At 32.5% G+C, this 13410-nt stretch carries 12 protein-coding genes; 3 read left to right on the top strand and 9 right to left on the bottom strand.

Features of this window, described 5'->3' with window-relative positions; genetic code table 11:
- Positions 1-31: 31 nt before the first annotated feature.
- Positions 32-730 carry an isoprenoid biosynthesis glyoxalase ElbB gene (elbB, locus tag ACE193_RS02015; RefSeq protein WP_375561349.1) on the bottom strand — a complete coding sequence of 233 codons (699 nt, stop codon included), beginning with the start codon at positions 728-730 and terminating at the stop codon, positions 32-34.
- A gap of 99 nt (positions 731-829) precedes the next feature.
- Positions 830-3808: an ATP-binding protein gene (locus tag ACE193_RS02010; protein ID WP_375561348.1), complete on the bottom strand. Its 2979-nt coding sequence runs from the start codon at positions 3806-3808 to the stop codon at positions 830-832.
- 166 nt (positions 3809-3974) lie between these two features.
- Between ACE193_RS02010 and ACE193_RS02005 the strand changes: the two genes are divergently transcribed.
- Together ACE193_RS02005 and ACE193_RS02000 are read left to right on the top strand one after the other, a co-directional pair.
- The gene (locus ACE193_RS02005) at positions 3975-4331 is read left to right on the top strand and encodes a response regulator transcription factor (RefSeq protein ID WP_375561347.1); all 357 of its coding nucleotides are present in this window, start codon (positions 3975-3977) and stop codon (positions 4329-4331) included.
- Positions 4332-4390: 59 nt separating this feature from the next.
- Complete coding sequence (locus ACE193_RS02000; protein WP_375561346.1) at positions 4391-4654, top strand: hypothetical protein; 264 nt, start codon at positions 4391-4393, stop codon at positions 4652-4654.
- A 60-nt stretch (positions 4655-4714) separates the two neighbouring features.
- Here the strand turns inward: ACE193_RS02000 and ACE193_RS01995 are convergent, their stop codons facing one another.
- The 5 genes from ACE193_RS01995 to ACE193_RS01975 form a co-directional block, all read right to left on the bottom strand.
- Positions 4715-4912 (bottom strand): hypothetical protein, encoded by a 198-nt coding sequence (locus tag ACE193_RS01995; RefSeq protein ID WP_375561345.1) that lies wholly within the window; start codon positions 4910-4912, stop codon positions 4715-4717.
- A gap of 192 nt (positions 4913-5104) precedes the next feature.
- Positions 5105-6841 (bottom strand): sodium:solute symporter family protein, encoded by a 1737-nt coding sequence (locus tag ACE193_RS01990; protein WP_375561344.1) that lies wholly within the window; start codon positions 6839-6841, stop codon positions 5105-5107.
- 131 nt (positions 6842-6972) lie between these two features.
- Entirely contained in the window at positions 6973-7248 is a 276-nt protein-coding gene (locus ACE193_RS01985) for a DUF4212 domain-containing protein (RefSeq protein ID WP_375561343.1), read from the bottom strand.
- Positions 7249-7460: 212 nt separating this feature from the next.
- Complete coding sequence (locus ACE193_RS01980) at positions 7461-8771, bottom strand: porin (RefSeq protein ID WP_375561342.1); 1311 nt, start codon at positions 8769-8771, stop codon at positions 7461-7463.
- Between the two features lie 222 nt (positions 8772-8993).
- Complete coding sequence (locus tag ACE193_RS01975; protein ID WP_375561341.1) at positions 8994-9416, bottom strand: IS1 family transposase; 423 nt, start codon at positions 9414-9416, stop codon at positions 8994-8996.
- Positions 9417-9707: 291 nt separating this feature from the next.
- Here ACE193_RS01975 and acs point away from each other — a divergent pair, with 291 nt between their 5' ends.
- A complete protein-coding gene (gene acs / locus ACE193_RS01970; protein ID WP_375563334.1) occupies positions 9708-11606 on the top strand; it encodes an acetate--CoA ligase in 1899 nt (632 codons plus the stop codon).
- Between the two features lie 295 nt (positions 11607-11901).
- On the opposite strand, the gene ACE193_RS01965 is transcribed toward acs, so the two are convergent.
- Entirely contained in the window at positions 11902-12594 is a 693-nt protein-coding gene (locus ACE193_RS01965) for a hypothetical protein (RefSeq protein ID WP_375561340.1), read from the bottom strand.
- 202 nt (positions 12595-12796) lie between these two features.
- Positions 12797-13390: a TlpA family protein disulfide reductase gene (locus ACE193_RS01960; RefSeq protein WP_375561339.1), complete on the bottom strand. Its 594-nt coding sequence runs from the start codon at positions 13388-13390 to the stop codon at positions 12797-12799.
- Positions 13391-13410: the final 20 nt, after the last annotated feature.

The following is a 13410-nucleotide window of genomic DNA, read 5'->3' as shown; positions in this document are numbered from 1 at the left end:
AAGTATGAAATCAGAAGTTAAATCAAATTCTCTAACTCTGTTTTTGTAAATCTACCATTTCCACCAATTTGGCAATCGTCTTCTGTATTCCTTCATTAATTTGACTAATACTAGCTTCCATCATATAGCACGGCGAAGAAACAATATTATTTACATCATCAGAGATGACTTCTGTAACAGTACATAAAACAGGGTTTGCACCTACTTTCTTCATTTCTCCATTGATATCACCAATTTGATAGGGGGATTTTTCAGTAGTTGTTCCTACTGTCAAAGTGGCTTCAATTCCACTTCCTTCTAATGCTTTGGCTACCGTAGTAGGTGACATACAAACGGCTGCAATCGGTTTGTGATGCTTTACCATTTGATTGACTAATTTTTTTACATCTGGATTTATTTCTCCATTTGCACCTTCAAATGCCCATTTTGTAAAGTTTTTTGCCACTCCAAATCCTCCTGGCATTACAAGTCCATCCATATCATCTGTATTTACTGTTGATAAATCTTTGATATTTCCTCTTGCAATTCGGGCAGCTTCTACAAGTACATTTCTTTTTTCGTTCATTTCATCGCCTGTCAAATGATTAATGACATGATGCTGCTCAATATTAGGAGCAATGCAAAAATATTCGACTCCAGCTTGTTCTAAAGCTAGTAAAATTAAGACAGATTCTTGAATTTCTGCGCCATCATAGACACCTGCACCTGATAATAAAACACCTATTTTCATAATTGAGAATCTTTTAGTCTGTGAGTAATTTCTTTAAAAAATAATATTTCAAAAATAGAAAAATCAAATTGAATTAGGAAACACAAAATATAATTTTATCTATTTCATAAATCGTATCGAAAAAGTTGTTCCTTTATTTTCAGAACTCTCATTATCTGTATTACTTTCTACCCAAATTTCACCTTTTTGTTTTCGGGTTGTTCCATCTTCATTTTGAGTTTCGTAGCTATGTGCTTCTACAATTCGTTTGGCAATACTCAATCCTAGTCCTGTTCCTTTTGGTTTACGATTATTTTTATCTCTAATTTGATGAAATTTTTCAAAAATAGAAATTTGATTTTCTTTCGAAATTCCTTTTCCATTATCAATAATATTTATTTGCCAAAAATTAGTCTCCAACTTTGTTTCAATTTTGATTTTATATAAAGGAAATTCTGAATTATTGTTTTCTAAATCTGTCCATAAGTCATTTCTATTTAAGTCTATTCTTTCACTAGGAATTTCATTTTCATTAAATTTCATGTGGTTAATGGCATTTGAAACTAAATTAATTAGAGCTTGTTCTATGCGTTTTCTGTCTGCTTTTACTGTTGTATTTATTTTTTCTTTTAGTGGGTTTTGTGGAATAAAAATCATTTCTAAATCAATATTTTTCTGCTCTGCCAAAGGTTGCATAATTTTATATACTTGTTCAATTAGTTTTATCAAATCGAACTCCTTGATTTCTAAAGGTAGTGTATTATTTCTAGCATGATTATCAAAACTTTCTATATCCAAAATTTCATTTATCAAAAGGCTTAAACGTTCGCATTCATTGACCACATTTTCTAAAAAATTCTGTCTTTCGTCTTCTTCCAAATCTGGGTTTTGATAGACAATTTCAGAAAGCGCACGAATTGCTGTAATAGGTGTTCGGAGTTCGTGGGTAACTGTTGAAATAAAATCATTTTTTATTCTATCTTGTTCTTTTAGCTTTTGATTTGAAGTTTCTAATTCCTGTGTCAATCGTTTGAGTTCATTTGATTTTTGGCGCAATTCTCTATTTGTAGAAAGTACATCTTGAGATTCTTTTAAGATGGTAATTACTTCTTCCATAGCAACCGTTTCTTGTTCATGAAGCAGCGAAGAAACCAAAATACGAGCCGAAACCGAACCCACCACACTAGAAAGCATACGCTCAGTAAGTGTCAGAAGACGAGAATCTGCCAAAACTATCTGCTTTTGATAGTGAAACGAATTATTTTTCACTTCTTCATTGTCTATATTTATATCTGTTTTTGAATAATTTTCTAATAAAAAAGTTGTTCGTTTTTCTCCTAAAAAGCTATTCAATAATTCTTTTACTTCTGAAAAATAGGCTTTTCCTTTCCATAAAACAGCACTCTCAAAACGAGTAGAATATTTAAAAATATCTACAAAAATTTCGGCTTCATTGCGTTCACTTGCTGATTGAACACTCATAACTGAAACAACAACGTAAAAAAAGCTATTCAAAAAAAGTGACCAAAAAACACTTTGAGAAATTGAATCTAAATAATCCATTCCAAAAAGAGCATTCGGATTTAATAATTGTAAAAAAACAGAATCAGAAATCCAATAAGCAGAAACATAACCACTTTGAGCAAAAGAAGGCAGAATAAGTGTATAAGCCCAAATCAAAAAACCTATAACAATTCCTACAAAAGCACCATTTTTAGTTCCTCTTTTCCAAAAAAGCCCACCCAAAAAAGCAGGTGCAAGTTGAGCAATGGCAGCAAAAGAAACCATTCCAACTGAAACAAGTGAAGAAAATTCTCCAATAACTCTAAAATAAAAATAAGCCAAAAAGAGAATTGATAAAATTCCTAATCTTCGAAACCACTTTATAGTAGTAATAGCTTTAAAATCAGGGTTTTTCCAATCAAAATCTGAAACCCATTTTGGCAATAATAAATTATTTGAAATCATTGTACTCAGCGCAGCCGTCGAAACAATAATCATACTTGTTGCAGCCGAAAATCCTCCAATATAAGAAAGCAAAGCCATTTGTGGAAAATCAGAAGCCAATGGCAAACTAAGCATAAACATATCAGAATTAAAGACAGAACTTGTTCCTTCAAACCAAATTTTACCACCTAAAGCAATCGGCAACACCAAAAAATTGATAATCAATAGATAGAGTGCAAAAATCCACATTGCAGGAATAATATGTTTTTCATCTTCATTTTCTACTACCGAAACTTGAAACTGACGAGGTAAAAGAAAGATAGCCAAAGCAGATAAAAGCAAATACCAAAACCATTCTCCACTACTTTTTTCATGTTGAATAACTGTCAATTTTTGTAAATCTACATTTAGAGATGTTTTCTCAAAAATATCAATCATTCCATCAAACATGCCATAGACAATAAAAAAACCAACTCCCAAAAAAGTCATTAATTTTATGATAGATTCGAAGGCAATAGCAGCCATCATTCCTCTGTTCTTGTTGTCGCTTTGTAAGTTGCGAGTAGTAAAAAGCATCGTAAAAAAACCAAGAATAAGCGTAGCATAAAATGCCGTATCACTTATCCAAAAGTTGCTAAACGAAGTAGTTTGATTTGAAGCTGTCAGTACTTCAATACTCATCGAAATGGCTTGTATTTGAATAGAAATATAAGGTACAATCCCCAAAACACATAAAATAGTAATCAAACGACCTAATGCAATGCTTTTTCCATAGCGAGCTGAAATAAAATCTGCGAGTGTCGTAATTCCTTTTGCTTTACTAATTTTGATAATTTTACGCAGTACAAACCACCAAAGAGGAACTGTAAGCAAAGGACCAATGTAGGTTGTCAAAAACCCTAAACCAGAAGTAGCAGCCTGTCCAACACTTCCATAAAATGTCCAAGCAGTACAATAAACACCCATAGAAAGGGCATAAATGAGAGGTTTATAAAATTTATGTATCGTCTTTTTAATCTTACTTTTTGGCTTGTTTTTCATTCTTGCTTTGTTCAAAAATGAAAGCATTCGGTATTCTGTCCAGTAGGCTACACCAAACAAAACACCTAGATAACCAATAGAAATAATAAAAAGTAGAAGTTCGGAATACAAATTGAGTTATAAATTATTAATTGTGAACGATGAATGAAATATAAATATAATTCTTATTTTGAACTCTCAATGAGCTTAGTAAGTATCCTTGAGAAATTCAATTTATAAAAAAACTCATTAAACTTACTCTAAAATAATTCTTAAAACACCAAATTTCCCTAAAATTATGAAACGTATTTTGATTGCCGACGACGAACCAAATATTTTACTGTCTTTAGATTTTTTGATGCGAAAAAATGGCTATGAAGTTTTTGTGGCACGAGATGGAAAAGAAGCTGTTGAGATTATTAAAAAACAAAAACCGAATGCCGTTATTTTGGATATTATGATGCCCGAGATGGATGGTTATGAAGTATGCCAGTTTATTAGAAATAATGAAGAGTTGAAATCTACAAAAGTGATATTTCTATCAGCTAAAACCCAACCTTCCGATATTGAAAAAGGACTTAAAATGGCAGATTCGTATATTACAAAACCATTTTCCACGAAGGATATTGTTAATGAAGTGAAGAAACTACTTTGAATTGTGAGTGATAAATTAGCTACGCTGACTTACAGTTGTGAATTATAAACGAATACAGAATGGAATCTACGTTTAAAATAGAAGATAAATTTATAGTTAAAAATGATGTTTATGTACTTGCTAGTATTGTTGGAGAAATTTCAGATTATAATTTAACAGAAAACTCAACATTAGCAGGTATTCCCATAAAACCTTTTCTCACTATACCAAGAGTTACCGATAAAAATGGAAGTCCAAGATTTGATTTATTTGGTTTTTGTCTAAAAGGCAAAAATGATATAGAAAAAATAGAAATTGGAAAAGTAGTACAGCTTATTTTCTAAAAAAAGGAAGAATAAACCTCAAAAAGGTCATTCTTCCTCAATATCCGACTTAACACAGTTTCAGCGTTTCCAATGGTAGATAATTATTATCAAAAGAAGTACTGAAACAAACCACACACCAAATAGATAAAAGAAAGCTGTCGGAACTTTCTCCACCCATTTTATCTTATTGAACATTCCCAATAGTGGATAATTGAAAAGTACAACCATTAGCGTAGCTAAAATCAATAAATTGCGTGTTAGTAAACGATTTCTCATTTCAGTTATCAGTAAACAGTCATCAGTTACCAGTCAAATACTGATTACTTTAACTCTATGAATAAATATTATCAAAAAAAATAATTGTTAGGCTCATTCAGATTTCCAAATAATCTAACAAGTTTTTAAGTCATCAATTACCAATAATCAATTTAATAATGATTATTGGTATTGATGTTTGATAACTGAAAATTAGTGATCGCTTGCTGCACCAGCACCACGAGGCAAACGAATATCTTCTACAATATCCTGTACTTCTTGTGGAGGTGGAGGTGTAAATCTACTTACAGCTAATGATACAATTACATTGAGTATCATTCCAACTGTTCCAATTCCTTCAGGAGAAATTCCGAAAAGCCAATGTTCAGGAATATTTAAGTTAGGGGAAATAAATTTAAAATAAACGATATAAACAATCGTAAAGACAAGTCCTACTACCATACCTGCGATTGCTCCTTCTTTATTCATTCGTTTATAGAAAATTCCCATTACAATAACAGGGAAGAATGAAGCTGCTGCCAGTCCGAAGGCAAAGGCGACTACTTGCGCTACAAATCCTGGAGGATAGATTCCAAAAAGACCTGCAATAACAATAGCTACGGCTGCTGCAATACGTGCAGCTACAAGCTCACCTTTTTCAGAAATATTTGGCATTACTACCTTTTTCAATAAATCATGCGAAACGGAAGAAGAGATTACTAAAAGAAGTCCTGCTGCTGTTGAAAGTGCTGCTGCTAAACCACCTGCTGCTACAAGAGCAATTACCCAGTTTGGAAGATTTGCAATTTCAGGGTTAGCAAGAACCATAATATCTCTATCAATCTCCATTTCATTTCCTTTATATCCTTTTGCAGCTACTTCTGCTAAAAAGGCTTCATCTTTACTTTTGTCATTGTAATATTGAACAATTCCATCGCCATTTTTATCATCATATTTAATAAGACCAGTTTTTTCCCAGTTTGCTACCCAAGCAGGCATTTCAGAATAGGGTTTGTTACTTATCGTATTAATTAGATTTGTACGAGCAAAAGCAGCAATGGCAGGAGCAGTTGTATAAAGAATTGCAATAAAAATCAGCGCATAACCACCCGAAATACGAGCATCTTTTACACGAGGAACAGTAAAGAAACGAACAATTACGTGTGGAAGTCCTGCTGTTCCGACCATTAAAGCAGCCGTAATAAAGAAGACATCTATGGTGCTTTTTGAGCCATCAGTATAAGCTGCAAAACCAAGTTCTTGATTGAGTCCGTCTAGTTTATCTAAAAGATAGGTGTCTGTTCCTGCTAAAGTCCCTCCAAAACCGAGTTGAGGAATTATAGTATCTGTCATTTGAATTGAAATAAAAATGGCAGGAACCATAAAAGCAAAAATCAAAACACAATATTGAGCTACTTGGGTATAAGTAATCCCTTTCATTCCACCCAAAACAGCATAGAAAAATACAATACACATTCCGATAACTACTCCCCACTCAACAGAAACTTCTAAGAAACGAGAGAATACTACTCCTACTCCACGCATTTGACCAGCTACATAAGTAAAAGAAACAAAAAGCGCACAAATTACAGCTACCAAACGAGCCGTATCCGAATAATATCTATCTCCTACAAAATCAGGAACAGTAAATTTTCCAAACTTTCGCAAATAAGGAGCAAGTAATAATGCTAAAAGCACATAACCTCCTGTCCAACCCATTAGGTAAACCGAACCATCGTAGCCACTAAAGGAAATAATTCCTGCCATAGATATAAATGAAGCTGCCGACATCCAGTCTGCTGCCGTAGCAATTCCGTTAGCAAGTGGAGAAACTCCTCCCCCTGCTACATAAAACTCTTTTGTCGAACCTGCTCTTGACCATATTGCAATACCAATATAGAGGGCAAAAGTAATTCCGACGATAATATATGTCCAAACTAGAATACTCATAGTAATTGAAATTTATTTTGTGTGGTGTGTATTTTTTAAATTTATTCTAGCGCAAGATTCCATCTTGTGCTTTCCTTTTTGCAAGCATATGCTTGCAAAAAGTTACGTCCAAGCAAATGCTTGAACGAGATTTATTTCTCATCTACATCAAATTCTTTATCTAGCTTGTTCATCAGCCAAACATAGACAAAAATCAAGACGACAAAAATGTAAATTGAGCCTTGTTGAGCGAACCAAAAACCGAGTTTGAAACCTCCTATTTTGATTCCATTAAGTGCATCGGCAAACATAATTCCTGCGCCATAAGACACTAAAAACCATATAACTAGTAGAACGGTGAGATAGGAAAGGTTTTTTTTCCAATATTTATCCATACTTTCTTTGCTGTGGTCTTTGTCATTTTTCATAATTATTTTTCAGTTATCAGTAAACAGTTATCAATCATCAATCATCAATGAAATATAATTTGATACCATTTACTTGTGGTGTGTAAAAATTAATTGTGTTTTTGATGGAAATACCAAAAACGGTTAGGGTAAGTTACAAATAGAAATTCTTTGTCTAGCATTTTCAATAAACAAAAATCATTATAGAAATTAACTGATAACTGTTAACTGGTTTATAGCCAAATATGTGTTTGAAGGATAATTTCTCCTCGTGTGGTATCTAAATTTCCTGCTGCATAAACAGGACGTTGAGAATATTGTAGTGTTATTTTGGCATGATGTCCATTGATAAAATAATTTGCACCAAAATCAAATTGAGTAGAAGGATCGTTTAAGGCTTCAAAATCTTTATAGGTTACGGCAGCGAAGGGTTGAAACTGACTTCCATTTTGAAATTTTTTGAAAGCATAACCAGCTTGTGTATAAAAAATTGAACCTGTTCCGATGGTAGGTTGTGTATTTCCTCCACCTCCAGAAATATTCATAATTCCTACATTACGAAGATAATTATCTCCAAAATTATAATTATAAAAAGCTGAATAAGCTGTGATTCCACCACTACCCAAAGGCATATCTAAAAAAGCATCAACTGCAAAAAGTGAAATGTCTTTTAGTTCTGCTTCTGTTTGTCCTGCTTTTTTTACGGCTGTTGCTTCTGCGTGATAATGAAAACCTGCACCAATATTAAAAATCTTTTTGCTTCCCATATATGTTCCTACAAAATAAGGTAGCTTATTAGATTCTTTATCAAAAAATTGATAATTAAAATATCCTTGTACGGCAGTGTTATCATTCAAAACATTTCTTGCAATCCCATCATCTGCCAAATCATTTGCTAATCCACCTGCTGCAAAAGGTTTATTAAGTGCGATACGATAGTCAAAACCTCCAATTTTTCCTTTTGCATAAACTCCCATCTGACGAGCAAATTGGTCAGTAAGTTCAATCGTCGCCCAGTTGAAAATAGGAGCATCTACTGCCAAAAAATTGAGTGTACTGGCATTTGTCATTCTTGAAATTCCATTCCAATAATGAAGTCCTGCACCTATGTAAAGTTGGTCAGCTACTTTGTATTCTGTCCAAGCATCATGCATGAAAATTTGTGGTTTTTTTCCTGCTGCTACTCCTCCATTTACAAAAGTCTGATTATTAATACCAAAATGAGTTAGAATTAAAAAACGAGGCGAAACTTGGGCAAACATCAAGACACGAGAGCGACGAAGACCAATATCAAATGTATTGTCTGAAGGGTTTCCTGCTAAATCTACACTATTAGGATTATTTTGAGTAGAACGAACCCAGAACTGATGCCAAGTAAGAAAACGGATATATTTATTACCACTATCATCTAATTTAAGAGTTAGAGGTTTGTAAGAGTAGTCAATTTCTTGTTTTTCTTCTGTTTTTTCTTGAGCGAATAAATTTTGGCTAAAGCAGAGTAAAGCCAAACAAAATGCAATCAATGTTAATTTTAATAGTTTCATTGTATGGTAGGTTTGTGTGTATGTGAAATTTTATTTTGTGTTTTGTTTCCTCAATGATACACACAAGCCGACCTAATAGCCAAATGGTGGGTTGTTTTCTGTTAATTTATTATTGTTTTGTCAAAGGTAAATTATTCGTAGGTCAAAAGGCTTGCCTTTGACAATACTTTATAAGTATGTATTTACTGTTAAAGGCAAGCCTTTAATCTACAAAATATTTTTCTAAATCCTTTCCCATTTTATCGCCATAAACTTATCCCCTAAGGGTGTAATCAAAACACTAGAGTTTTCTAGCGCATCTTTTTCTTTTAAAAAATCTAATAATTCGCTGTGTTTCAATATTTTATAAGTAGGGCGATATTCTCTCATTTTTGGACGAGAAATTTTATATTCTTTCACCCAGTTCATTACAGATACATGACTTACTCCAATAATTCGTTCTATTTCTCTGTATGAAAGTCCTTCTAAATAAAGCTGTAAAGCCTTCACTACATAGTAATTATCAATACGTTTACCATCTTTCTGAACAGTAAAATAATAAGTACATGATTTACATAAAAAACGTTGTTTTTTGCGTATTGTACCACTTTTTATAACTTGATTGCTTTGGCAGCGTGGGCAATCTGGAATTTTGAAAGTATTCATTTTGATAAAAATTAATAAGAATAGTTGTGTGTTAGCTTTTATTATTTGATAATTTACGTAAAAAAAATATAACTATCTAAAATTTACAGAGCATAGCTATACAAAATTTGTATAACGATATTAATTTAGCAGAGTGTGTCTTATTAAAAACAACTAAAACTATACTTTGCTAAAATACTATATTTTTTTAGGGAAACTGTTTTTATTTTTTTAGATTGAGTTATGAAAGAGCAAAAAGGGTAACTAAGTTTGCTTTTAATATATAATTACACACCTCAAAAAATACACACAATCATGAGAATTAGAACCTTAGAAGATTATAGTACAGCTTATCGAAAAAGCGTAGAAAATCCTGAACGTTTTTGGGAAGATGTAGCAGAAACTTTTTCTTGGCACAAACGCTGGGACAAAGTTTTAGATTATAACTTTGAAGATTATTATGTAAAATGGTTTGAAGGCGCAAAATTTAATATTACAGAAAATTGCTTAGACAGACATTTACTCACAAAAGGTGATAAAGTAGCCTTAATATGGGAACCTAACAGCCCAGATGACGACGAAATAGAATTTACTTACAAACAATTACATGAAAAAGTATGTGAATTTGCTAATGTTTTGAAAAATAATGGGATAGAAAAAGGCGACAGAGTTGTTTTATACATGCCAATGGTTCCCGAACTTGCTATTGGAGTTTTGGCTTGTGCTAGAATTGGAGCAGTTCATTCAGTAGTTTTTGCAGGTTTTTCTTCTTCTGCATTGGCTGATAGAATTAATGATGCACAAGCAAAAGTAGTTTTGAGTTCTGATGGGAATTTTAGAGGAAATAGAGTATTTGAAGTAAAAAGTGTAGTAGATGAAGCCCTTTCAACCTGTCCTTCTATCGAAAAACAAATCGTTTTGAAACGTACAGATTCAAATGTTACGATGAAAGAAGGTAGAGATATTTGGTGGCACGAACAAACCGAAAAAGCTGACCCATTTTGTCCTGCTACAATTATTGATGCTGAAGATCCTTTATTTATTCTTTATACTTCGGGTTCGACAGGAAAACCAAAGGGAGTTGTACATCATGCAGGTGGTTATATGGTTTATACAAAATATAGTTTTGAGAATGTTTTTCAGCTTCAAGAAGATGATATTTATTGGTGTACGGCTGATATTGGTTGGATTACAGGACATTCGTATATTGTCTATGCACCTCTTTTGGCAGGTTCGACGACTATGATGTTTGAGGGAACACCTACTTTTCCAGATGCAGGTCGTTTTTGGGAAGTAGTAGATAAGTATAAAGTTTCTATTTTTTATACTGCTCCAACGGCTATTCGTGCGCTACAAGCAAAAGGACTTGAGTTTGTCAATAAATATGATTTGTCTTCTTTGCGTGTTTTGGGAACAGTGGGCGAACCTATCAATGAAGAAGCATGGGATTGGTATCATCATCATATCGGAAAAGGAAATTGTCCAATCGTCGATACATGGTGGCAAACTGAAACGGGTGGAATGATGATATCTAACATGGCAGGAGTTACACCTAACAAACCGACTTGTGCGACACTTCCACTTCCAGGTATTCAGCCTGTTTTATTAGATTCAGAAGGAAATGAACTTGAAGGAAATAATGTAGAAGGAAATTTATGTATTAAATATCCTTGGCCTAGTATCTTACGCACAACTTATGGCGACCATGAACGTTGTAAACAAACCTATTTTTCTACTTATAAAGGTTATTATTTTACTGGTGATGGCTGTAAAAGAGATCATGATGGAATGTACAGAATTTTAGGAAGAGTAGATGATGTAATTAATGTTTCTGGACACCGAATGGGAACAGCAGAAGTAGAAGATGCTATAAATCAACACGAAGACGTAATCGAATCAGCAGTTGTAGGCTATCCTCATGACATAAAAGGACAAGGAATTTATGCTTTTGTGATTTGTGATGAAAATTCATCTAAATCCATAGAAGATTTAAGAACTGAAATTTTGAAAACCGTTTCACAAGAAATTGGAGCGATTGCCAAGCCTGAAAAAATTCAAATCGTTTCTGGACTTCCAAAAACTCGCTCTGGAAAAATTATGCGTAGAATTTTGAGGAAAATTGCAGAAGGAGATGTTTCTAATTTGGGAGATACTTCTACTTTAGTTGATCCTTCAGTGGTGGATGAAATTAAAGAAGGAGCAGGACTTTAAAATACAAGTGATAGGAGAAATTTCTTACAACTTTCCACACAAAAAAAGCAACTTTCAAAGAAGGTTGCTTTTTTTTGTTCCAACAATTAAAAAAGTAATAGAATTACTAATTTAGAACCTAGATGAAAAAAATAACTTTTGGGTTGCTTTGCTGTTTTAATAGTTTGTAGTTATTTCTTAGGAGTAGTTACAAATTGCTAATTTAATTTGTTGGTTATAAGGTGTTTATAGTTCAAAGTAACAACCAAATAACTTTAATAAAGTGCTTTTTCTTAGTAGAACATCCACAAAAAAATTAGTGATTATTTAATAAAATCTCTTCATAACGTTTTCTTTCTTCAGTATTCATCAAAGGAGTTGATATCTGAGTAGAATCTTTTAGACTTTTGGCATCTCTAAGTTGTTTTAAATCTAATTTATTGATATGTACAGGGTCTTTTAAATCAAAAACATGATTTGAATCACTATCTGAAATATATCTAAAATAAATTTGCCCTTTTTCTTTTTCTACTGTCCAATCTATTGTTCGTGTATTTCGTGGTGTAACAGCTCTAAAATAACGCCCTCTATTATCCGAAACATACATCACAACAGCATCTTTCCAATCATAAAAACCATCTTGATTATAATCTTCTTGAACAGTTTTATATAAAATAATAGTAGAAGATTCTTTATACGTTCCTATTTCTTCGAAATAAAAAGCAATTCGTTTGAATTTTTGAGTAGTCAGAAGATGTGTTTCTTTTGTTTTTTCATCAAAGAAAATCAAATTATGAGCATTCTGTGAAATATCTTCAGCCGTTTTTCCATCATCTGTATAACGAGCTTCTGCAATATCTCTTGCATTAACTATTTGCATAGGAACGACCGTAAAATCTGTGTTTTTTACAGAAACAGGTTGTCCATAAATTACTCTTCGTTGCTCATCACTTTCTAAAGTTTCTGAGATAGGTTGGCGAGAATCACAACTACTAAAAGTAAAAATCAAAGAAAGTAATACAAAAAAAGAAAACAGACTGATTGAAAATAATTTAAAAAATTGACTAAGAATAAAATATTTTTTTTTCACAGCGAGAAAAGATAGATATGAAACAAGGGTAAAATAAAAGGCATTTTTTATGGGATAGAATTAGTAATCCTATCCCACAATTTAGTCAAAAATATAGACAAAGAAAACCAATGTAACTAATTTAGTTTTTATCAGAATCTATATTATCATCTTTTTGTTTTGCTAATTCTTCTTTTATAAATTCAATATAATGAGCTTCATCCCCTGGATTATAAGAAGTATGTTGCCAAACAATTTCTCCTTCTGCATTTACGATAAACGTATGAGGAACATTTTGGACATTCAAAGCACGCTTTAAATCACTATTTTCATCACTATAGACTTCAAATGCCCAGTTTTTTCCATTTACAATAGTTGGAATACGATTTTTACTACGAGCATCATCAACAGAAATTGCTACGACTTTTACACCTGTTTCTTCCTGCCAGTCGATATATTCGTCATTGATAGCACTCAGCTCAGAAATACAAGGTTTGCACCATGTAGCCCAAAAACTAATAATTGTATAACCTTCTTTGTTGAGTGTTTCTTGAATATTAACTGTTTGATTTTTGAGTGTTTTGATAGCAACAGAAGGAACTGTCGATTTTGGAGATAACATTTTTTTGTTTGTCGTATTTGTTATTTTGAAAGAAGACAAAGTAACTCCTATTACAAACAAGAGGATAAAAGAAGAAAAAATAGAAAATTTGATATGATTTATTTTGATAGTCATAGTAAATAATTGATTAGGTT

The organism is Bernardetia aquimarina, from assembly GCF_042180575.1.
Classification (GTDB): Bacteria; Bacteroidota; Bacteroidia; order Cytophagales; family Bernardetiaceae; genus Bernardetia.
Note: the sequence above shows the minus strand (reverse complement) of the source record. Positions and strands in the feature narration are given on the sequence as shown.

Excerpts from the sequence above, each read along its gene's own strand:
- elbB (WP_375561349.1), bottom strand. The coding sequence starts at position 730 with ATGAAAATAGGTGTTTTATTATCAGGTGCAGGTGTCTATGATGGCGCA.
- ACE193_RS02005 (WP_375561347.1), top strand. The coding sequence starts at position 3,975 with ATGAAACGTATTTTGATTGCCGACGACGAACCAAATATTTTACTGTCT.
- ACE193_RS02000 (WP_375561346.1), top strand. The coding sequence starts at position 4,391 with ATGGAATCTACGTTTAAAATAGAAGATAAATTTATAGTTAAAAATGAT.
- ACE193_RS01995 (WP_375561345.1), bottom strand. The coding sequence starts at position 4,912 with ATGAGAAATCGTTTACTAACACGCAATTTATTGATTTTAGCTACGCTA.
- ACE193_RS01990 (WP_375561344.1), bottom strand. The coding sequence starts at position 6,841 with ATGAGTATTCTAGTTTGGACATATATTATCGTCGGAATTACTTTTGCC.
- ACE193_RS01985 (WP_375561343.1), bottom strand. The coding sequence starts at position 7,248 with ATGAAAAATGACAAAGACCACAGCAAAGAAAGTATGGATAAATATTGG.
- ACE193_RS01980 (WP_375561342.1), bottom strand. The coding sequence starts at position 8,771 with ATGAAACTATTAAAATTAACATTGATTGCATTTTGTTTGGCTTTACTC.
- ACE193_RS01975 (WP_375561341.1), bottom strand. The coding sequence starts at position 9,416 with ATGAATACTTTCAAAATTCCAGATTGCCCACGCTGCCAAAGCAATCAA.
- ACE193_RS01960 (WP_375561339.1), bottom strand. The coding sequence starts at position 13,390 with ATGACTATCAAAATAAATCATATCAAATTTTCTATTTTTTCTTCTTTT.